The 21,676-nt window shown below is 67.2% G+C and carries 39 protein-coding genes and 1 tRNA gene; 26 read left to right on the top strand and 14 right to left on the bottom strand.

Features of this window, described 5'->3' with window-relative positions:
* Positions 1–508 precede the first annotated feature (508 nt).
* From M9978_RS08295 to M9978_RS08260, 8 genes are all read left to right on the top strand, one after another.
* Positions 509–688, top strand: coding sequence for a hypothetical protein (locus tag M9978_RS08295; RefSeq protein ID WP_254292556.1), 180 nt, complete (start codon positions 509–511; stop codon positions 686–688).
* 3 nt (positions 689–691) lie between these two features.
* A complete protein-coding gene (locus tag M9978_RS08290) occupies positions 692–877 on the top strand; it encodes a hypothetical protein (RefSeq protein WP_254292555.1) in 186 nt (61 codons plus the stop codon).
* 85 nt (positions 878–962) lie between these two features.
* Positions 963–1,793 carry a DUF932 domain-containing protein gene (locus M9978_RS08285; RefSeq protein ID WP_254292554.1) on the top strand — a complete coding sequence of 277 codons (831 nt, stop codon included), beginning with the start codon at positions 963–965 and terminating at the stop codon, positions 1,791–1,793.
* Positions 1,794–1,848: 55 nt separating this feature from the next.
* Complete coding sequence (locus tag M9978_RS08280; protein WP_254292553.1) at positions 1,849–2,205, top strand: hypothetical protein; 357 nt, start codon at positions 1,849–1,851, stop codon at positions 2,203–2,205.
* Positions 2,202–2,429 carry a hypothetical protein gene (locus M9978_RS08275; protein ID WP_254292552.1) on the top strand — a complete coding sequence of 76 codons (228 nt, stop codon included), beginning with the start codon at positions 2,202–2,204 and terminating at the stop codon, positions 2,427–2,429. Before M9978_RS08280 ends, M9978_RS08275 begins: the two co-directional genes overlap by 4 nt.
* The gene (locus M9978_RS08270) at positions 2,426–3,091 is read left to right on the top strand and encodes a hypothetical protein (protein WP_254292551.1); all 666 of its coding nucleotides are present in this window, start codon (positions 2,426–2,428) and stop codon (positions 3,089–3,091) included. Before M9978_RS08275 ends, M9978_RS08270 begins: the two co-directional genes overlap by 4 nt.
* 125 nt (positions 3,092–3,216) lie before the next feature.
* Complete coding sequence (locus tag M9978_RS08265; RefSeq protein WP_254292550.1) at positions 3,217–3,468, top strand: hypothetical protein; 252 nt, start codon at positions 3,217–3,219, stop codon at positions 3,466–3,468.
* A 35-nt stretch (positions 3,469–3,503) separates the two neighbouring features.
* Positions 3,504–4,082 (top strand): sigma-70 family RNA polymerase sigma factor, encoded by a 579-nt coding sequence (locus tag M9978_RS08260; RefSeq protein ID WP_254292549.1) that lies wholly within the window; start codon positions 3,504–3,506, stop codon positions 4,080–4,082.
* A 6-nt stretch (positions 4,083–4,088) separates the two neighbouring features.
* Here M9978_RS08260 and M9978_RS08255 read toward each other — a convergent pair whose 3' ends face one another.
* From M9978_RS08255 to M9978_RS08225, 7 genes are read right to left on the bottom strand one after another with little or no spacing between them, the layout of a single operon-like run.
* Entirely contained in the window at positions 4,089–4,370 is a 282-nt protein-coding gene (locus M9978_RS08255) for a hypothetical protein (protein WP_254292548.1), read from the bottom strand.
* 20 nt (positions 4,371–4,390) lie between these two features.
* The gene (locus tag M9978_RS08250) at positions 4,391–4,963 is read right to left on the bottom strand and encodes an MT-A70 family methyltransferase (protein WP_254292547.1); all 573 of its coding nucleotides are present in this window, start codon (positions 4,961–4,963) and stop codon (positions 4,391–4,393) included.
* Complete coding sequence (locus M9978_RS08245; RefSeq protein WP_254292546.1) at positions 4,960–6,849, bottom strand: hypothetical protein; 1,890 nt, start codon at positions 6,847–6,849, stop codon at positions 4,960–4,962. The genes M9978_RS08250 and M9978_RS08245 overlap by 4 nt, the downstream gene beginning before the upstream one ends.
* On the bottom strand, positions 6,849–7,145 hold the full coding sequence (locus M9978_RS08240) for a hypothetical protein (protein WP_254292545.1): 297 nt from the start codon (positions 7,143–7,145) through the stop codon (positions 6,849–6,851). The genes M9978_RS08245 and M9978_RS08240 overlap by 1 nt, the downstream gene beginning before the upstream one ends.
* Positions 7,146–7,195: 50 nt before the next feature.
* Positions 7,196–8,374, bottom strand: a complete 1,179-nt coding sequence (locus M9978_RS08235; RefSeq protein WP_254292544.1) for a DUF7146 domain-containing protein — start codon at positions 8,372–8,374, stop codon at positions 7,196–7,198.
* 4 nt (positions 8,375–8,378) lie between these two features.
* Positions 8,379–8,660 carry a DUF4326 domain-containing protein gene (locus tag M9978_RS08230; RefSeq protein WP_254292543.1) on the bottom strand — a complete coding sequence of 94 codons (282 nt, stop codon included), beginning with the start codon at positions 8,658–8,660 and terminating at the stop codon, positions 8,379–8,381.
* Positions 8,657–8,956, bottom strand: coding sequence for a helix-turn-helix transcriptional regulator (locus tag M9978_RS08225; protein ID WP_254292542.1), 300 nt, complete (start codon positions 8,954–8,956; stop codon positions 8,657–8,659). Before M9978_RS08225 ends, M9978_RS08230 begins: the two co-directional genes overlap by 4 nt.
* A 156-nt stretch (positions 8,957–9,112) precedes the next feature.
* Between M9978_RS08225 and M9978_RS08220 the strand changes: the two genes are divergently transcribed.
* The 17 genes from M9978_RS08220 (at position 9,113) to M9978_RS08140 (ending at position 16,304) form a co-directional block, all read left to right on the top strand.
* Complete coding sequence (locus tag M9978_RS08220; protein ID WP_254292541.1) at positions 9,113–9,487, top strand: helix-turn-helix domain-containing protein; 375 nt, start codon at positions 9,113–9,115, stop codon at positions 9,485–9,487.
* Positions 9,488–9,615: 128 nt separating this feature from the next.
* Positions 9,616–10,026: a hypothetical protein gene (locus M9978_RS08215; RefSeq protein ID WP_254292540.1), complete on the top strand. Its 411-nt coding sequence runs from the start codon at positions 9,616–9,618 to the stop codon at positions 10,024–10,026.
* Positions 10,023–10,205 (top strand): hypothetical protein, encoded by a 183-nt coding sequence (locus M9978_RS08210; protein ID WP_254292539.1) that lies wholly within the window; start codon positions 10,023–10,025, stop codon positions 10,203–10,205. Before M9978_RS08215 ends, M9978_RS08210 begins: the two co-directional genes overlap by 4 nt.
* Positions 10,202–10,369, top strand: coding sequence for a hypothetical protein (locus M9978_RS08205; protein WP_254292538.1), 168 nt, complete (start codon positions 10,202–10,204; stop codon positions 10,367–10,369). Before M9978_RS08210 ends, M9978_RS08205 begins: the two co-directional genes overlap by 4 nt.
* A complete protein-coding gene (locus M9978_RS08200) occupies positions 10,362–10,742 on the top strand; it encodes a hypothetical protein (RefSeq protein WP_254292537.1) in 381 nt (126 codons plus the stop codon). Before M9978_RS08205 ends, M9978_RS08200 begins: the two co-directional genes overlap by 8 nt.
* A complete protein-coding gene (locus M9978_RS08195; RefSeq protein WP_254292536.1) occupies positions 10,739–10,942 on the top strand; it encodes a hypothetical protein in 204 nt (67 codons plus the stop codon). Before M9978_RS08200 ends, M9978_RS08195 begins: the two co-directional genes overlap by 4 nt.
* The gene (locus M9978_RS08190; RefSeq protein WP_254292535.1) at positions 10,942–11,100 is read left to right on the top strand and encodes a hypothetical protein; all 159 of its coding nucleotides are present in this window, start codon (positions 10,942–10,944) and stop codon (positions 11,098–11,100) included. Before M9978_RS08195 ends, M9978_RS08190 begins: the two co-directional genes overlap by 1 nt.
* Positions 11,097–11,369, top strand: coding sequence for a hypothetical protein (locus M9978_RS08185; protein WP_254292534.1), 273 nt, complete (start codon positions 11,097–11,099; stop codon positions 11,367–11,369). The genes M9978_RS08190 and M9978_RS08185 overlap by 4 nt, the downstream gene beginning before the upstream one ends.
* Positions 11,370–11,384: 15 nt before the next feature.
* A complete protein-coding gene (locus M9978_RS23065) occupies positions 11,385–11,666 on the top strand; it encodes a phosphopantetheine-binding protein (protein WP_302053881.1) in 282 nt (93 codons plus the stop codon).
* Positions 11,659–12,450 (top strand): hypothetical protein, encoded by a 792-nt coding sequence (locus M9978_RS08175; protein WP_254292533.1) that lies wholly within the window; start codon positions 11,659–11,661, stop codon positions 12,448–12,450. The genes M9978_RS23065 and M9978_RS08175 overlap by 8 nt, the downstream gene beginning before the upstream one ends.
* Positions 12,451–12,504: 54 nt before the next feature.
* Positions 12,505–12,768, top strand: a complete 264-nt coding sequence (locus tag M9978_RS08170; RefSeq protein WP_254292532.1) for a hypothetical protein — start codon at positions 12,505–12,507, stop codon at positions 12,766–12,768.
* Complete coding sequence (locus M9978_RS08165; RefSeq protein ID WP_254292531.1) at positions 12,761–14,032, top strand: site-specific integrase; 1,272 nt, start codon at positions 12,761–12,763, stop codon at positions 14,030–14,032. Before M9978_RS08170 ends, M9978_RS08165 begins: the two co-directional genes overlap by 8 nt.
* Positions 14,029–14,214 carry a hypothetical protein gene (locus tag M9978_RS08160; RefSeq protein WP_254292530.1) on the top strand — a complete coding sequence of 62 codons (186 nt, stop codon included), beginning with the start codon at positions 14,029–14,031 and terminating at the stop codon, positions 14,212–14,214. Before M9978_RS08165 ends, M9978_RS08160 begins: the two co-directional genes overlap by 4 nt.
* Before the next feature lie 2 nt (positions 14,215–14,216).
* A complete protein-coding gene (locus tag M9978_RS08155) occupies positions 14,217–14,474 on the top strand; it encodes a hypothetical protein (protein WP_254292529.1) in 258 nt (85 codons plus the stop codon).
* A gap of 33 nt (positions 14,475–14,507) precedes the next feature.
* The gene (locus M9978_RS08150; protein WP_254292528.1) at positions 14,508–14,885 is read left to right on the top strand and encodes a hypothetical protein; all 378 of its coding nucleotides are present in this window, start codon (positions 14,508–14,510) and stop codon (positions 14,883–14,885) included.
* 120 nt (positions 14,886–15,005) lie between these two features.
* Positions 15,006–15,079: transfer RNA gene (locus M9978_RS08145), tRNA-Gln, on the top strand.
* A 73-nt stretch (positions 15,080–15,152) separates the two neighbouring features.
* Positions 15,153–16,304 (top strand): glycosyltransferase family 39 protein, encoded by a 1,152-nt coding sequence (locus tag M9978_RS08140; protein WP_254292527.1) that lies wholly within the window; start codon positions 15,153–15,155, stop codon positions 16,302–16,304.
* Positions 16,305–16,329: 25 nt separating this feature from the next.
* Here the strand turns inward: M9978_RS08140 and M9978_RS08135 are convergent, their stop codons facing one another.
* The 5 genes from M9978_RS08135 to rpmF all read right to left on the bottom strand — a co-directional run bounded on the left by M9978_RS08135 (position 16,330) and on the right by rpmF (position 19,319).
* On the bottom strand, positions 16,330–16,677 hold the full coding sequence (locus M9978_RS08135; protein WP_254292526.1) for a MerR family transcriptional regulator: 348 nt from the start codon (positions 16,675–16,677) through the stop codon (positions 16,330–16,332).
* Position 16,678: 1 nt separating this feature from the next.
* Positions 16,679–16,978 carry an integration host factor subunit alpha gene (locus M9978_RS08130; protein WP_254292525.1) on the bottom strand — a complete coding sequence of 100 codons (300 nt, stop codon included), beginning with the start codon at positions 16,976–16,978 and terminating at the stop codon, positions 16,679–16,681.
* A gap of 115 nt (positions 16,979–17,093) precedes the next feature.
* Complete coding sequence (locus M9978_RS08125; protein WP_254292524.1) at positions 17,094–18,071, bottom strand: beta-ketoacyl-ACP synthase III; 978 nt, start codon at positions 18,069–18,071, stop codon at positions 17,094–17,096.
* Positions 18,072–18,082: 11 nt separating this feature from the next.
* Positions 18,083–19,114: a phosphate acyltransferase PlsX gene (gene plsX, locus M9978_RS08120; protein WP_254292523.1), complete on the bottom strand. Its 1,032-nt coding sequence runs from the start codon at positions 19,112–19,114 to the stop codon at positions 18,083–18,085.
* Positions 19,115–19,139: 25 nt separating this feature from the next.
* The gene (gene rpmF, locus M9978_RS08115; protein WP_254292522.1) at positions 19,140–19,319 is read right to left on the bottom strand and encodes a 50S ribosomal protein L32; all 180 of its coding nucleotides are present in this window, start codon (positions 19,317–19,319) and stop codon (positions 19,140–19,142) included.
* 207 nt (positions 19,320–19,526) lie between these two features.
* Here rpmF and M9978_RS08110 point away from each other — a divergent pair, with 207 nt between their 5' ends.
* On the top strand, positions 19,527–19,964 hold the full coding sequence (locus M9978_RS08110; RefSeq protein ID WP_254292521.1) for an MAPEG family protein: 438 nt from the start codon (positions 19,527–19,529) through the stop codon (positions 19,962–19,964).
* A 167-nt stretch (positions 19,965–20,131) separates the two neighbouring features.
* Here M9978_RS08110 and M9978_RS08105 read toward each other — a convergent pair whose 3' ends face one another.
* Positions 20,132–20,842, bottom strand: coding sequence for a GIN domain-containing protein (locus M9978_RS08105; protein ID WP_254292520.1), 711 nt, complete (start codon positions 20,840–20,842; stop codon positions 20,132–20,134).
* 42 nt (positions 20,843–20,884) lie between these two features.
* Positions 20,885–21,607, bottom strand: coding sequence for a head GIN domain-containing protein (locus M9978_RS08100; protein ID WP_254292519.1), 723 nt, complete (start codon positions 21,605–21,607; stop codon positions 20,885–20,887).
* Positions 21,608–21,676 lie beyond the last annotated feature (69 nt).

Genomic DNA, 21,676 nt, shown 5'->3' with positions numbered 1-21,676 from the left:
CGGCTCGAACCCTGTTCTAGATGTTCTATCTAAGGAACATCACGAAGAACATTATAAGGGCATGATATCAATGTGTTAGCGCGATGTTCCGCATGTTCCACATACTCGCGCGCATGCGTGAGGCGCACCCAACCGCGCGCACCTGTGGAGCCGGTCGAAAGCAACGGAACAACGGAACATCGCGGTAACGCATTGATACTCATCGGCTTTTGCTTGGAACAGCCACACCGCAACACAGAACATACGGAACGCCCCCTGACCCGCGTTCGAGGCATGCAGCGCGCGGCGCTCATGCTTGTAATCAGTGGGTCCGGGTCCGGGCCGGGGAAGGATTAAGCTGCTGATCAGAGATGCGAATGAGGACGCCATGCGCACCGCGCCGCTGCGCGGCGCTGCATGGCGAAGTCATTGACCTGCAACGAAACAAACCCGCTTGACACCCTCAAAAGCCTACTGCTAGTTTACTTTTCGCCGCTACACGGCACCACGGCAAAAGGAGGCCGAACCAATGACCCGCTATTTCATTTCGGATGGGATGACCGACTTCGATGTCTACGTCGCCGACGACGCTGACCTCGACGGCACGTTCGACGCGATCTGTGCCGAGGACGGCGAGCGCGTCCGCATCAACGGTTGGCAGGCCGAGACGATCGAGAAGATCGACGACGCCCAGCTGGCGGAGGCTTGAGCCATGGCAAAGCCCACTTGGTACGATCGCGGCCACGCCGACGCACTCGACGGGCAGGTCAGCGATCCGCCCTATGAGCGCGGCAATCGTCATCATGACAGCTACGTCGAAGGCTACGAGGACGGACAGCGCCAGCTGGACAGCGAGGCCGATTACGACCGCGCCAACAGCCGCCCCCGCAAGCTCTGACGCCATCCCCAGCGGGTCGGGGAAACCCTCGACTCGCTCAAGATGCCGCCACGCGCATCACCACGGCAAAAGGAGGCCGAAACCCATGTATCAAGCACTGTCCAGCCGCTTCGGACGCGGCGCACCGATGCTCCGCAGCGCTACCCCGCTGACCGACGATCAAATCCGCGCCGTCGCGCCCTCGATCTTCGCCGCCGATCCGCACCACAGCCGCAGCGCGCGCTACACCTACATCCCCACCATCGACGTGCTGACCGGCCTGCGCCGCGAAGGCTTCGAGCCGTTCATGGTCTGCCAGACGCGCACCCGCCGCCTCGACCGTCGCGAATACACCAAGCACATGATCCGCATGCGCTACGCCGGGCAGATCGCAGGCGCAGAAGCCAACGAAATCATCCTGCTCAACAGCCATGACGGATCGAGCGCCTATCAGATGCTGGCGGGCATGTTCCGCTTCGTCTGCGCGAATGGCATGGTCTGCGGCGAGACGTTGGGCGACGTGCGCACCCCGCACAAGGGTGATGTGATCGGACAGGTCATCCAAGGAGCGTTCACCGTGCTGGACAGCTTCGAGCGCGCCGACGAAGCGCGCGAGAGCATGAAGGCGGTGCAGCTGCCCGCCGGTGCCGACCGCGCGCTTGCCGCCGCCGCCCTCACGCTGCGCTATGACGACGCCGACGCCGCCCCGATCCGCGCCGATCAGCTGCTGACCGCGCGCCGCATCGAGGATCGCGGCAACGACCTGTGGCGGACCTTCAACCGCGTGCAGGAAAACGCGATCCGCGGCGGGCTGCAGGGCCGCAACGCCAACGGTCAGCGCCACACGACGCGCCCCGTTCAGGGCATCGACCAGAATGTGAAGCTCAACCGCGCCCTGTGGGTGCTCGCCGAGGAAATGCGCCGCCTCGCGGCCTGACCGTGATCAGCGGGTCGGGGCAACCCGGCCCGCACGATGCTTGGAGGAATCCTGCATGAAATTCTATCACACCGCCGATGGCCGCTGGGCCACCGCCCGCCCCGCCAGCAAGGCAGCCGCCGCCGAATGGGCCGCGCTCGACCTCGACACCAGCCAGCGCGGCTTTCTGGCGTTCCTCAACGAACACCGGGTCGGGGCATCGGATCGTGTCGAGATCACCGTCGAACCCACGCTGATCATCACCCAGCCGCCCGCACCGCCGCCCGCGCCGGCCGACCCATGGCCCGCCCGCTACGCGCAGGAGATCAGCGTCGAGGAAGCCATCGCCGAGGCCGACTATCCCCGCGCGCTCGCGCTCGCCCACCACGTCCATCATCGCCTGATGGAATTCGCGCGGAAGGCCAAGCCATGACCCGCGATTTCGGTGAGAAGGGCGTTCGCGCCTATTTTTGGCAGGACGGATCATGGCAGCCCGGCCGTGCATGGTGCATCGACCATCGCGGCGTGGGCGGTCGCTGTCGTGACTATGCGAACGGCGGACGAACGCCGCTCGAAACGCATGGATTCTGGCCGCTGGATGACGTGCGCGGACTGGAGAAGCACTTGCAGCCCGTTCAGGCGGCGCTTGCACTGTGACCCAGCACCTAGACCTGTTCCGCGCGCCCCAAGTGCTCGTCGCGTGCGAGTTCAGCGGCACCGTGCGCGATGCGTTCCTGGCGCGCGGCTATGACGCATGGTCCTGCGACATCCTGCCCGACGAGCGTCGCAGCAACCGCCACATTCAGGGCGACGTGCGCGACATCCTGGCCGATGGCTGGGATTTGCTGATCGTCGCGCATCCGCCCTGCACACGGCTTTGCAACAGCGGCGTGCGCTGGCTCACCGCCCCGCCGCCGGGCCGCACGCTGGAAGCGATGTGGGCCGAGCTGGACGAAGCCGCCGACCTTTTCAGCACGCTATGGAACGCACCCATTGCGCACATCGCGGTCGAAAACCCGATCATGCACCGCCACGGCAAGGCGCGCATTCGCGGCTATGTCGATCCGGCGCAATCGGTTCAGCCGTGGCAGTTCGGCCATGGCGAGACAAAGCGCACCTGCCTCTGGCTGCGCGATCTCCCGCCGCTCACCCCGACCAAGATCGTCAACGGGCGCGCCGCCCGCGTCCACCGTCATTCGGGCTGGGGCAGGCACGGCGAAATCCGCGCGCGCGAGCGCAGCCGCTTCTTCACCGGCATCGCCGCCGCCATGGCCGATCAGTGGGGACCGGTCATCCAGGCGCGGGCGGCAGCGGCATGACCGCCCCCGCGCCGTCCGTCTTAGACGCACCCGCACAGACGCCCACAGGCGCAATCGCCGCCCGTGCGCCGGGGAATGCCTGCCCTGAGTGCCTGCAGCCGATCGAGCGCGCCCATCCCCGGCAAATGTTCTGCAGCCCCGCGCACAAGCGCGCATGGCACAACCGCGACACCGTGCGCGGCGCACGCCTCGCCCCGCTGGCGATCGCCTCGCACAGCACACGCGGCGGCACGCGCGGCGACAAGGACACCGGCCGCGACGCGCGCCGCGCCGCCGAGCAGCTGATGCGCCAATGGGACGCCGACGATCGCGCCGCCGGCCGCATGCGCGCGATCGAATATGTCGCCCTGCGCAACCGGTTGGGCTACGACCAGTGAGCCTTGAGCAGCGCCGCGCGCTCTACGATCAGGGATTGAGCGACGCGGAGATTGCGCGCGCAACGGGCGCGAACCGCCTGACGGTCGGACACTGGCGGCGATATCACGGCCTGCCGGTCAACGACTTAGCGGCGAAGCTGGGACCGCAGGGATACGCGCGGCGGATGCTCTACTATCAGCTGGGGTGGAGCGATGTCGAACTCGGCAAAACCGAGGGGTTGCCTCCCTCGAAAATCTTGCGTTGGCGGCGCGACCACGGCCTGCCCGCCAACTTTTCGCGTGGCAACCAGCAGTGCTATAACCCGCGCCCGACGATGGCAGACGTGTATCGCCGAATCCGCCGCGCGGTCGGCGCGAAGATCGGCCGCGAGAACGTCGATGACGCGGTGGCAGAAATCTCGCTGGCTCTGCTGGATGGCACGATTACGCTGGACGAGATCGAGCAACAGGCGCGGCGCTATGGCAACCGCGTCCTAGAGCAGTTCGCCAGCAAATGGGGGCCGCGCTCACTCGATCAGCAGCTGGGCGAGGATGACGGCTTCACCCTGCTGGACACCATCGCCGACGAGCGATCATCGTCATGGCTTGAGGAAATGGGCGCGACCGTCTGGTAACGACGATCAGGAATCTACCTTGGTCCGCGCCCGCCACGCCGCGATCGGCTCGGCGATCGAGCGCGCGAGGTAGTAGGCACCCAGCGGCATCAGCGTGCCATACAGCACATGGCGCCAGTGCGTCGCGCCACCCAGCGCGATCAGGGCAACCATAGCGAGCAGCACCAGCCGCAGCACCGCATGGCCCGGCGCATCACTCACCTTTCCCAGCTCGAACGCGCGACCGACGCCGATCGCCGCGCACACCAGCATCATGAAGTCGATCGAGAAAGCGCCGCCCTCTTCCATGCCCGCCACCCTGCCACGGGTCAGGGCGCGGCGGCAACCGTCTCGAACTTGCCGGTCTGGTTGCCCCAGCTGTCCCAGCCTGGCCGAGTCGTGCGCGCGAACAGCTCGACATAGGGGCCATCGTACAGCCGCTCGATGTCACCGGGCACGCGGTCGGGCTTGCGGCTATGCTCGCGCAGCGGCTCGACGATCAGGCGGCGGACGTCGCGGTGCTTGGGCAGCCCGATCTCGCCGTTGACGCCCAGCAGGCACGTCTCGACATTGGCGCGGGTGCCGTAGCCGGTCCCCATGTGCCAGCCCGAATCCAGCTTGGTCCGCTTGGCCCAATGGAATGCGACTGACTTGTAGCGAAAGCCCCATGCCCGCATCACGTCGAACGCCGCTTCAAGGAACGGGTCCGTCACCCACAGGAACAGCGCGCAATCCTTGCTCGCCAGCTGGCCCACCGGCAGCGCCTTGATGTCGTCGATCGACATGCACGAATAATGCTCGCGCGCATTGCGGTCGCCGCCGCCATCGAAGTTCCACGCCGGATCGGCATAGATCACGCGATAGCCGAACAGCGGCAGATCGCCGAACGGCCAAGGCGTCACTCCGTCCGCCCTGTCACCGGCCCAATCAGCGCCTCGATCGGCACCGCGATCGCATAGTCGTTGTTCGCCGGGCCAAAGCGGAATCGGATGCCCGTGCGCGTCTCGACCGGCTCGGGCAGCGTGCCGTCCTCGCCCTTCCACACCGCATGCTGCAGCGCCTGCGACCAACCGCCGTCGAACCACTTGCTGCCCTCGAACAGCTTGCGCAGCTGGGTGTTGCTCTTGCTCGCGATCAGCACATACAGCTGCTGCGACGGCGTGGCGTTGCGGTCCGCGCCCCACTTCTTGGTCTTGGGGCTCTGGTGCACGTTCACCAACGCCAAGCCATGGCTCAACAGCTTGTTGCGCGCATCATGGTCGAACGCGCCGATCTGGTCGGGCTTCGCCGCGCGCTCGATCCATTTGCCCACCGTCTCGGGATGCCGCCCCGCCAGCGGCGGCAACAGGCTCGACACCAGATGCGTGATGCAGCGCGTCGTCGTGTCCTCGGCTTCCTGCCGCCCGCGCTCCATCAGCGGCACGCACATCCGCGCCAGCCGCGTGTGCCGCCCGAACAGCTCGTCGTCATGCACCGGCGCGTCCTCGGGCGCGTGATCGTGCAGCAGCATGTCGGCGCAGGCCAACAGGATGCCGAACGTCTCGCGCCACCGCCCCTGAAAGCCGAGCGCCCTGATCTCGTTCTTGTAGGTCGCGAGCGTCCTGTCGAAGCGCGGCCATTGTTCCAGCATTCGCCGCTGCATCCGCCGCCCCGCCTCGCCCCAATATTTCAGGTCGAGCATCGGCTCGTCGGCCCCTTCGGGGATCTGGCGCATCGCGAGGATGGCGAAGCGGTTGCGGTCCTGCGGGTCGAGCGGCGCGTGCAGGATCGAGCTGAACAGGAACGAGCTATGCACCGTGAATTCCTGCCCGCCCTTGGTCTGGTCGGATGAACCGCGGTGCATCTTGTCGCCGCTCGAGCTTTTGCGCGCGAGGTTGATCATTGCCTTCTGCTTCTCGGGCTTGTCGTCGCCCTCGGCCTCGTCGATCATCACCGGCAGCGTGTCGTCGCCCAGCACATGCCGCACGGCGGCCTCGGTCGCGTCGCCGGTGAACATGCCCCAATCGTCGAGGCAGGCGCGGATAACCTTCTGCAGCGTCGATTTGCCCGCCGCCGTCTCGCCCGTCAGCCACACATGCGCGCGCCACCCGAACGCGCCGCAGATCAGCGCCTGCCCGACCCAGCCCAGCAACAGCAGCGGGGCGATCTCCGGCTCGAAGAAGAACCACTTGCCGAACAGCGTCTGCAGCCGCTCGGCCTCGGCGCGCTTGCTCGGCTCGGCCGCCGGCGCCGACAGCGCGGGCAGGCCGGGATAAATCTTGTCCTCGATCACGCCGGGCTTGCGCTCCGTGATCGTCATCGACTTGCGGCCCTTGGTGTCGGCCGCGCCGACCAGCAGCACGCGCTTGCCAAGGTGCAGCACCAGCGCGTCGTCAAGGATGCGGCGATGCGCCCCGCGACCGAACACCTTGCCCAGCGGCGAGAAGATGCCCTGCATCGCCGCCGCCTTGACGAATGCGGTCTGCACATGCGCCTGATTGAAGCCGACGATCTGCGGCGGGTCCGCCTTGTTGAACGACGGATAGTGCTGCATCAGCCAGTCGTCGTCGCCGCAGATCAGCGTCAGCTCACCCTTGCCCATCTCGCGCGGCTTCATCGCCATCAGCTGGTAATTGTGGTCGATCAGATGGACGGTCAGCCCGTCCTTGCCCAGGATCGTGATCGGGCAGCCCGGCGGCAGCAGCGTGAACGGCTCGTCGCCGCCGCCTTCGTGGCCCGTGCCGGTAAAGTCCGGCGCGGCGGTCGCGTTGCGCAATGCCTCGCTGATCGGGGTGACGTTATCCGGCATCAGTACGGGATCGTTTCACCATGCGCGGTTTCCCATCCGGCCAGCACGCCGTCACGGCGCAGGAAGGTCGAGCGGACAACCGCGCCGCGCTCTGTCAGCCGGTTCTCGTCATCGACCAGATCGTGCAGCCGTGCCACCATGCGCAGTGCACGGCTATGCGTCTTGAGGAATGGGCGCTGGTCACTGCACTTCCCGGCCTTGGCGTAGCGCGTCTTTGCCAGCGCCGAGATCACGCCGCACGGGATCATGCTGAGGCCATCTGCGTCGCGCCAGTGCCAGATCGCATAGCGGGTCAAGCCCGTGGGCGTCTCATGCGCCCCGCGCGGCTCAAGGCTTATGCCTGCCATTACGCCCCCTCCATGCGCACGCCGCGCAGCTCGTCGTTGAAATCCTTGTAGCCCTCGCTGGGCCACGCCAGCCGGACCGCGCGCCCGCTGCCGTCGCTCGCCGCGCCGCGCTGATGCTTGGCGATCGAGCGTTCGAGCGCGCCCTCGATGTGGCGCGCGCAGTGTTCGTGATGCGCGGCCTGGCGCAGATAGTCCTCTGCCGCCTCGCCCCAGCTTTCCATTGCCAGCACTCGGCACCGCGCCGCTCGCCGCTCGCGATCTTCCTTGTCGCGCTGGCAGATCAGGATCACGTCGCCGGCCTGCGGCGGCAGCGCCACATTGCCGCTGTTGTCGAGGCTCACTGCCGCGCGCACATACAGGTCGGGCGCGTTCATCGCCGCGCTCAACCCATCCTCGATCCCTTCGCTGATCGCGATCCGCGTCCCCGGCGCGACATCCTGCAGCGACTTGCGCTGCCCGCCTTTCCAGATCGACATCGACCCGGTGTAGAAATCGCCGAGCACCATTTTGGCCTTGTCCAGCGGGGCCTTGATCCAGCTGCCGCGCTGCTGCGTCAGCCATGTGCGATGCACCGCCATGAAGTCGCCCGACAGGCTGACGATCGATGTCACCATCGCGGGCAGATGCGCCTTGACCTCGCCATTGTAGCAATCGGGCCGGAACCGGATCGAGCCGGGGAAATGCCCCAGCCCGGCGAAGTCGATCCCGCGTTCCTCAAGATACAGCTGCGCCGGCGAGCCCAGCCCCGGATGCGCGGTCAGCCACATGTCTCTCGCATCGGCGCGCCGCTTCGCCGCGTCGGCGCGCGACTGCCGCTTGCGCCGCTCGGCCGCGCCGTCCAACTCGGGCTTCGCCGCGGCACTGCTGAAATCGATTCCGGCTCCCTCCGCCAGTTCCTTGAGCGCGTCCATGAACGAGAGCCCCAGCCGCAGCTTGAGATAGTCGAACACGTCGCCGCCCTTGCCGCACGCGAAGCACTGGAAGATGCCCTTGTCGTCGTTGACCATGAACGCGCCGTCGCGCTTTTCGGCATGGAACGGGCACAGGCCCGTCTTTTCGCGCGATCCGGCGTCGCGCAGCTTCACGTCGCGGCTGATCACGCTGCTGATCGGCACGCGCTCGCGCACCCTCGCCGCACGGTCCTGCAGCTCGCGCGGATCAAGTTGCCCCCCGGCCATGGTTTCAGCCGGTCGCGTTGGCGAGTTGAAGCAGCACGTCGGCATGACAAGGCTGGTCGAGCGGGCACCAGCAGGCGAGGTTCTTGCCGCGCAGTTCGCTAAAATCGGATGGATCGCGGCGATGATTTTCTAGACGGAAGGCTTCGACGGCGGCAGACCGCCACGAACGTTCCGTATCGCGATCACCATAGGGGTTGCCCCATTTGGTCGAGCGATCGACCTTCACCGTGTCGGCAGGCATCCGCCAGCCCTTGGCGCGCGACAGCTGAACGCGGCGCGGTGTCACGCCGCCACCTTCGCATTGACCGGCGCGGGCGCGGCCTCGCGCCACTCGCACCCGTCCTTGTCGCAATAGTCCGACGCCTTGCCCAGCGCGATCCCGCACGCGATGCAGCTCGGCTTGCGGTTCCAGTCTTCGGGCGGGCACACGCCCATTTCCGAAAGCCGGGCCGCAAGTGTCAGACTTGGCTTGCGAATCGCCCCCTCAAGATGCCCGATCATCTGCTTGCTCACGCCGACGCGCGCGCCCGCTTCGGCCTGCGACAGCACCCGCGCCCGTCCCGTGTCGGGACAGCTACCCATAGTGCGAGAGCGCCAGCGGCGCAGCTTGACGGCCCCAAGGTTGTCCATTGCGCGAAAGTAAACTGGCTGTAGACTTCATGTCCAGTCGGGGAATGAAAAAAGTCTACGAATAAGGGGATAAGCGCGGTGCCGAATGTCTACTACCTTCATACGCCTATGGCGAAGGCAATCGAAACCCTACCGAACCGCATCCGCTATTGGCGCAAGCAGCGCGGATTGTCGCAGGAACAGCTCGGCGACCGCATCGGCGTGAGCAAGCAGATGGTCGGCCACCTCGAAACGGGCATCCGCCCGCTCAACGACGCCTACCGGCTCGCCGTCGCCCGCGAGCTGGCGATCGACGTTGCGGACACCTATTTGCCCGAACAGACGCCCAACACCGTGCCGCTCGGCGAACGCGACTTTCTCGCCGACTATTACGCGCTGCCGGCCAAGCTCCGCGCCGCCGTGCGCGAACACACCCGCCAGTTGCGCGAATGGGGCGCGCAGCCCCCGGAGCCGCAAGCCGACGAGCGCGCCAACGAGGGCTGACGGCACGCCTTCACCGATCTGAATAAGGCAGCAGTCTACGGACCGTTGCCTTTTTTCATGCCCCCGCTTGTCAAAAGTCTACTGTCAGTTTACTTCTCCTGTGGACAACAGCCAAAGGGAGTAAACAGATGGGTGACGTCATGCCGCTGCCAATCGTGCTTCGCCGCCGCGCCGCACCGGTGCGCGTGGTGTCCGATCCACTGGAGCGCACGGGCGGCAAGCGCGGTGAATACGCCATCGGCGACATCGCCCGCGCGCTCAAGCTGACCGACAAGCCGCGCACCGTCATCGACAAGCTGCGGGCGCTTGCACGGCATGACGGCATGCCGCTGCCGATCACCCCGCGGCTCGAACGCGGACGGCCCATCCACGGCCCGCGCAGCATCTATGCGCGCAGCCGCTGGGACGCGGGCGAGATCGACGCCTGGCTCGACGGTCGCGGCCCCGCCGCCCCCGCCCAGCCCGTCGCCCGCCCGATCCGCGACGAAATGCGCGCCCGCGCCGCCAGCGGCTTCGGTGCCGTGGCAGCAGTCGCATGATCCGCTCCACCCCATCGGCCGCTCCCAAGCGCGGCCGGGCCGGGCGCGCCGCTCCCCCCGCACAAGCGCGTCCGGCCACTCCTTCGCGCAGCGGCGCACTCATCGCAGGCATGGTGACGGGCTGGCTGCTGCTGCAGGCGTTCCTCGCCGCAACCGAACCGCTGCCGCCGCTACCGTGAACCGCGACCCGCACGGCACGGTGTTCATCGACACCGACAGCGACGCCGGCAGCTGGATCGAGGCGATCGCCAACACGCCGCATCTGGCGCGCCAGTGCGCCGCCGACCCCCTCGAAACCTACGAGCGCGACAGCGCCCACCCGGAGAGCAATCTCAATGACTGACATTCTGGCCGCATGGAGGGCCGTCGCGGAGGCTTACAACGGCCCGGGCGGCAAGGGCTTCAAGAACACCGGCAAGACCAACGCTTATGTCTGCGAACGCACTTCCAACGGAAAGCCGGGCGGCTGCGGTGCTTATGTGATCACGATTGATCGCGCACCGGGCGTGACGCCATTTATCGTGCGGTGCCGCAGCTGCGGGGGCGAGGCTTACAGCAAAGCCTATCGCGTAGCGTCGCACCTAACGCCGACGTATGAATGGTATCGCCCCGACACGCTCGACGATATCGGTCCCGGCTCGCATGACCACCTGTCCCGCGGCGGCCTGATCCTGCGCCCGATCCCCGGCATGGCCGACCAGTGGCCGCTCGCATGACCACCGCCGTCTACCGCCCGCGCGAGCGCGACGTGCTGCTGATCGGCGACGATGGCGCGCAGTTCGTGGCGATCGCCCGCGACGAGTTGCCCGATCTCGTTGACGCGCTCTGCGATGCGTTCGGGCTGCCCAGCCAAGCCCACCGGCTCGCCACCCCCTTCTTCGAGCCGCCCGCGCGCGACTTCATGAGCGCCGTCTGATGCGGACGCTCGAACACTTCCCCGCCGAACAGATGCGGCGCTGGCGTGAACTCGACGCGCGCCGCCCGCACTGGCGCCGCCTCGATGCCGACGAGCTTGCCGAGTTCGACCGCCTCGATCACCTCCGCGACCTGCGCCGCCGGCGGGCCGAGGCATGACCGCCCGCCGCCGCCACCTTTGCGACACGCCCGGCTGCGGCATGGATCGCAAGCGGTGGCAGCGGCTGTGTCAGCGCTGCTTTGCCGCGCTCCCGCCCTACATCCGCGTGCCGCTGATCCTGGCGCACAAGGAACGGCGCACCAAGGATTGGCGCGTCTGGAAGCGCAAGGCGGGCGAAGCGCTCGCCGCCAACATCGCCCAGCGCGGGCCGTCCATCGATTCGCGCACCGCTTACGAAAACACCGCCCGCCTGCTCGGCGAGCGCTAACCCAAGGGGAACCACATGGACACTGTCGCGCGCGTCCGCGCCGTCTTTCAGGAGCATTTCGGACAAGACCTGCTCGACCGCTTCGAGCAACAGACCGTCACCTTTGAACCCGCCACCACCAACCGCCGCGTCGAGCTGGACAGTCTCGATCAGGTCGAGTTCGTCATGGCGCTTGAGGACGAGTTCAAGATCGAGATCACCGACGACATCGCCGAGCGGATGACCACGATCCCCACGATCGTGCACGAGGTCGATACGATGGTGCGCCAGCAGCACCCGGAGAAGGTCGATGGGTGATCAAGACGTGACCCCCAACCTGATCGCGCGGCGCGAGGCTGTGGCGAAGTTGCGCGAGCATTTCGCGCGCGTCGCTGATCGTCATATCAACCTTCGCCTGTGCCGCGAGCTATTCCCCGACCACCAGAAAGGCGCATTCTCGATGGCGAGCCATCTTGCTGACGATCTACGCAACGTGCCAGACAGCGAAATCGACGCCATCCTCGCCGCCCTCGAAAGCCACAGCCCCACCCGCGATGATGGTGGGGAGGTGGGCGACGTCATGATCGGCGAATTCATTGCTCGGTGGGAAGATGCCGCCGATGGCGTGATGATGGATGCCGACACAGCAGAGGCATTGGCACGCGAGTTTAAGCGCATGCGAAGCCTGATCTACTGCCCCGGCGTCCTGAGATGCGCCAAATGCGATTTCCGGCTGACCAAGACCACGCTCACGCCCGTTGGTGCTTTCGCCAATGAAGAGCCTGACAGCTGTCCAAATTGCAACGTGCCCATGTGGCGAACGACTTGGCAGGATGAAGCGAGAGACGCTTACAAAACCGCCGAAAGCCAGATGGACCGTGCCATTGATGCGGAAGGAAAGCTCGCCGCCCTCGATACACAGCCCCAAGCACCGAGCGAGGAAAGTGCGCGGGAAGTGCTGGCGCGGCATTTCGGCGTGTCCGACGATGGAATCTTGACGCCTATTATCCGCGCTATGCTGGAATTTGCCACCCCTCCCCAACCTGTCAGCAAAACGCCGGAAAGCGAACAGGTCGCAGGAGGTGGGGAAGCCACCCCTTGACCCCGCCGCGCCACCCGGCGCAGCATCCCACAACCTCGGCAAAAGGAGGCCGACATGCCCACCCCCAAGGATGAAGAACGGATCGCGGCCTTCCGCGCGTTCGTGAACTGGCTCGACAAGGATGCCGTCGCCGCCGAGCTGCTGGACATGGACCGGCGATCGGTCAAGCGGCTGCGCACGGTCAAGCCCGCCCCGCCTCCCCTGCTCGAAAAATGCGCGCGCTGGGCCGACCAGCACGGCAAGGACCGCCTCGCCGCACGCCTCTTCGACGCCGCCCGCCCCGCGCAGGAACCAGCCCCCGAGGTCAACCATGCCTAAGCAGCGCCAGATCCCGCGCCTCTTCTCCCAGCCGCTCGCCGATGGCAGCACGGCGTGGCACTGGAAGCCCAGCAAGACGCTTCGCGCTGCCGGTTTCGTCAACGTCAAGCTCGGCGCCAACAAGCGCGTCGCCATCGCCGAGGCCGACCGCCTCAACGATCAGGTCGAGACATGGCGGCGCGGCGCGGCCGAGGCCGATGCGGCCGCCGAGGGCAGCGAGGCCCCGCCCGTGCGCAAGCTGCCGCGCGTCATCCGCGTGCGCGAACTGATCCGCGACTACAAGCAAAGCGACGGCTGGACGCTGCTGCCCGATCAGGGCGGCCTCTCCGTCGCCACGCGCGCCGACTACAGCAGCCGCCTGCGCCAGATCGAGCATTGGGCCTTGGGTGGCGACTTGCCCGTCCGCGACATCGACAAGGCGATGATCAAGGATTTGAAGAGCGAGCTGCTCAAGCAGAGCGTGTCGAAGGCGGCACAGGTGCTGCGCGTGCTCCGCCTGCTGCTCAATTGGGCTGTCGATGAAGGCGTGATCGCGCTCAACCCCGGCGACAGCGTGAAGATTCCGACCCCGCCCAGCCGCACCACGATGATGCCGGCGAGGATCCGCGACGCCATTGCCGAAGCCGCGGCGGAACTGGACATGCCCGATGTCGTGCTCGGCATCGACCTTGCCTTCTGGATGTTCCAGCGCCAGCGCGACATCCTCGACCTTGGCCGCATGGCGTGGCGCGAAATGGGCTCGCTGGAGGAAGTCGAGCAACGCCACCTCGCGCGGCTCGTCGATCCCAAGGGGCGCGTGATGGGCTTCCGCCTCTGCCAGCGCAAGACCCGCACATGGATCGATGCGCCGCTGCCGCCCATGCTCCACGCCACCGTCGAGGACGCGATGCGCGCGACCAACCACGGCTATGTCTTTCCGCACCCCGAACGGCCCGACGAGGCCATGCCCAGCTGGATGTTCCAGCGCCGCTTCCGCGAGGCGCGCGACGCCGCCGCCGCCGTCGCCCTCATTCGCGGTCAGGACGAGCTGGCGGCGCGCATCTGGACCGTCCAGTATCGCGACCTGCGCCGCACCGGTATGAGCTTCGCCAAGGATGCCGGTGCCCGCCTCGCCTGGATCACCGAATTGAGCGGCCACGCCGTCATCGGGCGCAAGACCATCCTCGACACCTACATGCCCGGCGACACCGCCGCAGCGATCGCCTGCGTCGCCACCGCCGTCGCCCACTGGCAGCGCCAGCAATTGCAGGAGAAACAAGCGTGAGCGAACCGCCCAAGCGCCGCGACGCGGTCCACATTGCCACCATCCCCGCAGGCACGACAATCATGCGGACGGGGCCCACCACACTCATTGCCGTGCATCCAGACAAGCCGCCGCAGACCATTGACATGGTGATCGGGTCCGTCAGCGATATCGAGTTTCCCGACACGCTGCCGGAGGCGTGAGCGTGCATCAGGCCGTGGATCGAGCATTGGCACAGCTGCAGCGCCGCGCCCTTACGCCCACGCGCATCTGGCTGTCACCCGAACTCGAAACCGCCTTCCGCGCCGAGATCGGGCGCGATGTCGTGAACGTGCCAGAGAATGCGCGACGGTGGCGCGGCGTGCCAATCTCGCTGACCTTCGCGCCCAGCGATGAACCGCGCATCGTCGCGCAAGACGGCTCCGCATGGCGGCTCGACATCGTTCATCGCGAACGCGGTTGACCGACTCGCTCGCGATGGAACACACCGGGAACGATGCCGCGCTATCGCACACTGAAAGAGATTGACGACGCCGGCCACGACCTGCGCCTGTGGTGCTACCGCTGCCAGCGCGCCGCCGTCATCGGCTCGATCATCTGGCAGCACTTCGAATCGCGCGGCCTGTCGCTGGCGATCGCCGACGCCACGCCGCGCTTTCCCTGCCGCCAGTGCGGCGCGCGCGACTGCCTGATCCTGCCCGCCTCGCGCCCGCCAATCAGCGACCGCGACGCGACCGAGCTGGTCGCAGGCTTCTTCCACGCCATGCGCAGCGCCAGCAAGAAGCGCGATTACGGCTCGGACAGGATCGCCCGCGCCCTTATCGATCGCGCCCGCCGCGACGGCCACTGGCCGCCGCCCGGCCGCAAAAAGTAAACAGCCCCTGTTTACTTATGTCGCACGTGCGACATAAATCTTGTCGCACGGCCCGGCGCTTAGGCCCTTGACCCGGCCCGTTTCCCCTCCTAATTCGCCCGCCTGCCCCTGCGCAGATGATGCCCTGTCGTCTAATGGTAAGACCACGGACTCTGACTCCGTTAATTGAGGTTCGAATCCTCACGGGGCATCCAATCTCCCTCTCGGTTTGAGCAGCCCTTCGATGGCGCCCGGGCGGCATTGAAACCGCCTGCGATCGCGCGCACCATGCGTGCGGGGGGAAGCGACATCACCGGCACGCAGTCCAAACCTGTCTCTCCGGCGAAGCTGGCGGCGCTGGTGTTCGTGCCGACGCTGGCGATCTACTGGCTGTGCTGGCGCGTGCAGCCGCCCGACCTCGAAGCCTATCTCTACCGCTGGCTCGATCACATCCGCGCGCACGGTACTCTCGGCGCGTTCGCCATCCCCTTCAGCAACTACAACCCGCCCTATCTCTATCTGCTCGCCGGCGGCGCCGCGCTCACGGGATCGAATCTCGCGGTGGTCAAGACGCTGTCGATCCTGTCGGTCCTGTGCGCCGCTGTCGCGCTGTGGCGGGTCGCGCGGCGTTTTCCTGGTGGGATCGAGGCCGCGTTGCTGGTGCCGATTCTCCCGACGATCCTCGCCAACGGCATCGTCTATGGCCAGTGCGACGGCTTCTGGGTCGCCGCCGTGCTGATGGCGATCGATGCCGACATGGACGATTCGCCGTTCGCGATGGCGGCATGGGCCGGGCTGGGCTTCGCGTTCAAGGCGCAGGCGGCGTTCATCGCGCCCTATGTCATCGGCCGCCTGCTCGCGCGCCGCGCATCGCCCGCGGCCTGGCTGCTGCCCGCGATGATCTTCGCGGTCGCGCTGGCGCCGGCCTGGGCGGCGGGCTGGCCGTTCGCGCATCTGTCGACCATCTATCTGCGCCAGGCCGACTATTTCAACACGATCAGCACGGCCCCGGGGCCGTGGGCGATCGTCGCGCTGGTCGTTTCGCCCCGGCCGATCGCGGCATTCGCCTTCGGCTATCTCGCCGCGGCGCTGGCGGCGGCGGCGATCATCCGGGCGGTCGCGCGGCGGCGGCAGATCGATTTCGAGACGATGCTCGCGGCGGCGCTGCTGTCGGCGCTGCTGCTGCCGTTCCTGCTGCCCAAGATGCACGAGCGCTTCCTGCTGCTCGCCGACCTGCTCTCAATCATACTCGCGGTCGCGCGGCCGACACGGCGCTGGATCGCCGTCACCGTGATGGTCCAGACGGCATCGGCGCTGGCGATCCTCGGCGCGATGAGCGACCTCAAGCTGCTTCCGGTGCTGGCGACGCCGCTGTCGCTGGCGGCGATCCTGGCGCTGGTTCAGGTTCTCGCGCGACCGCCCACGCGCGAACGTGATTGAACGGGGCTGCGACCAGCGCGGCTGGTCAGCCCTGATCGTCCTTCAGCGCCTTCGCCAGTGCATCGCGCACCTGCTTGAGCGACGCCTTCTCGCTGCCGCTCGCGGGCGCTTCGGCCGCCAGCAGCCGCTGCACGCCGCGGATCGTATAGCCGTCCTTCGCCAGCAGCGCGTCGATCCGCCGCACCAGGGCAACGTCGTCGGGGCGATAATAGCGCCGGCCGCCGGCGCGCTGGAGTGGCTTGAGCTGGGGAAAACGCGTTTCCCAATAGCGCAGGATATGCTGCGGGCGGCCTATTTCCTGCGCAAGTTCGCCGATCGTCCGGAAGGCGCCTGGTTTCTTCTCCAAAGCCCCCTTGTCCGGACCGGCTGCCATATCATCCCCCGTTGACGATCCGGTCGCGCAGCATCTGGCTGGCGCGGAACGTCAGCACACGGCGCGGCGCGATCGGCACTTCGACACCGGTCTTGGGATTGCGGCCGATCCGCTCACCCTTGTCGCGCAGGATGAAGCTGCCGAACCCCGAAATCTTGACGTTTTCGCCCTTGGCCAGCGACTCGCACATATGGTGCAGGATCTGCTCGACGAGCCGTGACGCGTCCGCGCGTGACAAACCCACCTCGCGATGCAGGGCATCGGCAAGATCAGCTCTGGTCAACGTCGCCGCGGTCGCCATGCGAAAACTCTCCCTTTGGCCGTAACGCACCCTAACAGACTGGAAACGCCACGCAACTCTCGTTACGCGCGTGTGACGATATCGAACGGGTCAAAGCGACTTTATCGAACGATTCTCAGAACCGGACGACCGCCGCCCCCCACGTAAAACCGCCGCCCATCGCCTCCAGAACGAGCAGGTCGCCCTGTTTGATCCGCCCGTCGCGGACTGCCGTATCGAGCGCCAGCGGGACCGACGCCGCAGACGTGTTGGCGTGCTGGTCGACCGTGACGATGACCTTCTCCGGCGCGAGGCCGAGCTTCTTCGCAGTGGCGTCGAGGATGCGGGCATTGGCCTGGTGCGGCACCACCCAGTCGACGTCGCCGGACTGCAGTCCCACCGCGGCGAGGCTCTCGTTCATTACCGCGGCAAGATTGGTCACCGCGTGGCGGAACACTTCCTTGCCCTTCATGCGCAGCTTGCCGACCGTGCCGGTGGTCGACGGCCCGCCATCGACATAGAGCAACTGGTTGTGCCGCCCATCGGCGTGCAGCTTGGTCGCGAGCACGCCGCGCCCGCCGTCCGCCGCGGTGTCCTGCGCCTCGAGCACGATCGCGCCCGCGCCGTCGCCGAACAGCACGCAGGTCGCGCGGTCCTCCCAGTCGAGGATGCGGCTGAACGTCTCCGCGCCGATCACCAGCGCGCGGTTGGCGCTGCCGGCGCGGATCATGCTCTCCGCCACTTGCACGGCATAGAGGAAGCCCGAACACACCGCCGCGACGTCGAACGCGACGCAATCGTCGATGCCCAGCGCCGCCTGCACCTTGGTCGCGCTGGCGGGGAAGGTCTGGTCTGGCGTCGCGGTGGCGAGCACGATCAGGTCGATGTCCGCCGCCGCGGTCCCGGCCGCGGCCAGCGCCGCCCTTGCCGCATCGGTGGCGAGCGTCGCGGTGGTCTCGTCGGGCCCGGCGATATGGCGGAAGCGGATGCCGGTGCGCTCGACAATCCATTCGTCGGACGTGTCGACTCGTTCGGCGAGTTGTGCGTTCGACACGCGGTTCGGCGGCAGCGCCGATCCGGTCCCGGTGATCACCGCACGCCGAACCAAAGTCATGCCGGCTCCGTTCATGCGGCTTGGGCCTCGAAATTACCCAGATCTTCGGAAATGCGGCGCGTCAGGTCGTCGCGCACCATCTTCGCCGCGACGCCGATCGCGGTCTCGACGCCGATCTCGGTGGCGCTGCCATGGCTCTTCACGACGATGCCGTTGAGGCCGAGAAACACCGCGCCATTGTGGATGTTAGGATCGAGATGGTGCTTGAGCAGCTCGGTCGCCGGGCGCGAGATCAGGAAACCGATCTTCGAGCGAGTCGAGCTGGAGAAAGCGCGTTTGAGCAGGTCGGCGACGAAGCGCGCGGTGCCCTCGATCGTCTTGAGCGCGATATTGCCCGAAAAGCCGTCGCACACGATCACGTCGACATCGCCGCGCGACAGGCTGTTGCCCTCGATAAAACCGGTGAAGGTCAGCGGCAGATGCTTGGCGGCGCGCAGCTTGGCGGCGGCGTCGCGAATGCTCTCGGTGCCCTTCATCTCCTCGGTGCCGATGTTGAGCAGCGCGACGCGCGGCGACGGCAGGTCGAGCACAGTGCGCGCATAGGCGGCGCCCATCACGGCGAACTGGATGAGGTTGCGGCTATCGACTTCCGTGTTCGCGCCGAGATCGAGCATGACCACGTCATTGTCGCCCAGCGTGGGCATGCGCGCGGCGAGCGCAGGGCGGTCGATCCCGGGCATGGTGCGCAGCGCGAGCTTCGACATCGCCATCAGCGCGCCGGTATTGCCCGACGATACTGCGGCGGCGGCCTCGCCCTTCTTCACCAGGTCGATCGCGATGCCCATCGAGGTGGTCTTGGCGCGGCGGATCGCCTGGCTCGGCTTGTCGCTGGCGGAGATCACATCGGGCGCGTGGACGATTTCCGACGCCGCGGTCAGATTCGGGTGGTTCTTGAGGCCTTCGCGAATCGCGGCCTCGTCGCCCACCAGCAGGAATCGCATCCCGTCAAACCGGCGCCGCGCGCGCGCGACCCCGGCCAGCATGACCGCCAACCCCTCGTCGCCGCCCATCGCATCGACGGCGATTCGCGCGCTGGAGGTCATGCGGTCAAATTCCTGCGTTTGGGGCTCAGCCCTCGACCGAGACGATCTCGCGGCCGTTATAATGGCCGCAGCCACCGCACAGCACGTGCGGGCGCTTCAGCTCGCCGCAGTTCGGGCATTCCTGGAACGCGGCGACCGTGAGGGCGTCGTGCGACCGGCGCATGCCACGGCGGCTGGGCGATACTTTTCTCTTGGGGACGGCCATTTCGGCAAACCTTCTGGATTCTTGTCATCAAATACGGATTCGCGATACGCCCGCTATGACGAACGGGCAAGCGCCGGGGTTCCGGCACTCGCCGGACGCCAGACAGGCTGCCGCGAAGCGAGCGAGCGCCTATACCGATTTTCGGCCAAGTTGCAAGGCGAGGACCGTCGTGCCTAACATGGCGCTTTCCCGGGGGAGCCTAGACCGATGGACGCGATCATCCTGCCCGTGGCGCTTGCCACTGCCGCCGCCTGCGCGCTGATCAACTTCTGGCTGGCGATTCGCGTCGGCAAGGTGCGCATGTCCGAAAAGATATCGATCGGCGACGGCGGCAACGAGCGGCTCACCGCGCGGATGCGCGCGCAGCTCAATTTCGCCGAATATGCGCCGTTCGTACTGATCCTGATCGGCCTGATCGAGCTGGCGGTGGGCACGCAATGGTGGCTGTGGGCGACGGCCGGGCTGTTCGTGGTCGCCCGCATCCTCCATCCGTTCGGCATGGACGGCGTGTGGAAGCCCGGCCGCTCGATCGGCATCGCGCTGACCTTCCTGATCCTGATCGGCCTTGCCGGCGTCGCCGCGACGATTCCCTATTTCAGCTATGGCGCGGTCGAGACGATCGAGGTGGTCGACGTTTCCAATTGAGGTTGCCGCGCCAGCCCGCTCCCCCACCCGGCCACCCATCGACAGGATATTCTGGAATGGGTGGCCGGGTGGGGGAGCGGGCGGAGCAGCCAAAGGCTCCGACGATGCGAAGCATCGGTGGACAGGCAGCGGAGGGTGGTGCGGCCATTCAGCGCAGCTGAATCAAACTAACGCTCGGCGGTCTTTCCGGCGCAGCTCATCGGTCCCGGCCCCGACAGGCGGCACACCGCGTTGCCCTCGACCCGCACCGCGCCGGTGCCGAGCGCGGCCACCGCCGCGGTCAGGCTGGCGGTGAAGCGGCTGTCACCGGCGCTTTGCGACTGGACGTTGAGGTCGGCGATGCTCGTGCCCGCCGCGTCGATCGCGCCCGCGCCCTGCGAGATGAAGCGCGCGGTGCGCACCTTGCCGCCCTTGAGGTTGATCACCCCAGTACCGGTCAGCGACGCGATCATCTGATCGGCGGTGACCGATCCGATGTCGAGCTGGCCCGACCCGGCGAGCCCCAGCTCGACGCGCTGCCCGCTCACCCGGTCGATGGTGAGCTTGCCGCCGCCATTGACGCGCGCGCCGCGTAGCTGGCGGCCCGAGACTCGAATGACCAGCTGGCTCTCGCGGTCGTCGCGCCAGCCGTCCCACCCCTGCGTGCTCGCCGCGATGACCAGCATGCCGCCATCGACGCGCAGATTGACCCGCTCCGCCGCGCGCCCGTCGCCGCTGACGGTCGCCCCGGGCGGCCCGCCGGTCTTGACCTCCACGATGAACGGTCCGCTCAGCCGCACGCGATCGAAATCGGTCAGCATGAAGCGGCGTTCGGCGGGTGCCGGGGCCGCGCCGGCCGCGATCAGCGCGAGCGGGATGAGGATAAGGCGAAACTGCATGCCGCACGCATCGCACCGATCCGGTGCGGCATACAAGCGCCGTCAGCTACAGCGCGCGGTTCCCGATCCCATCTGGCTGACCTGGCACTTGGCGCCGCCGGTCACCTCGACATCGCCCGATCCGACGATCGAGACCTTGGCCTCGCCGGTGAACTGCGCGCGCACGCTGCCCGAGCCCGCGATCGAGACGTTGCCGCGCTCGGCCTTGACGCCAGCCGCGTCGATATTGCCCGATCCGGCGATCCTGGCGCTGATCTCCGCCGCCTGTCCCGCCGCCACGCCGATATCGCCCGACCCGGCGATCGACAGTCCGGCCTTGCCGCCGCCCAGTTGCGCGATCTTGAGGTCGCCCGACCCCGCCACCGCGCCGCGGAAATCACCCTCGGCGCGGTCGACGGTCATGTCACCCGACCCGGCGAGACTCGCGGCGGTGAGCCGGGGCAAGGTGACCGTGATCTTCGCGCCCGTGTCGCCGCCCCAATTCCAGTCGCCGTCCTTGCGGCCGATCTTGAGCGTGTCGCCGTCCTTGCGGATCTCGAGCTTGTCGAGCAGCGCGCTGTCGCCCTGCGCACTGACCGCAAAGCTCGCGCCGTGCCGCACCTCGACATCGTCCGCGCCGAGCAGCGCGACCCCGGTGAACCCGGCCACGTCGAACGTCCGCGTGCCGCCGCTACCGCTCGGCTGAACCACCTCGCCGCTCATGCCATTGGCCATGCCGCAGGCAGCGAGCGGCGCGGCGAAGAGGGCGGCAAATACGGTCTTCATGGCGACTCTCCCACGTGTGTTGATTGACTAATACACTTGGCATTCACGCCGCGCAAACGAAAAAGGGCG

The sequence above is a fragment of the Sphingomonas tagetis genome (assembly GCF_024211275.1).
Taxonomy (GTDB): Bacteria; Pseudomonadota; Alphaproteobacteria; order Sphingomonadales; family Sphingomonadaceae; genus Sphingomonas; species Sphingomonas tagetis.
Note: the sequence above shows the minus strand (reverse complement) of the source record. Positions and strands in the feature narration are given on the sequence as shown.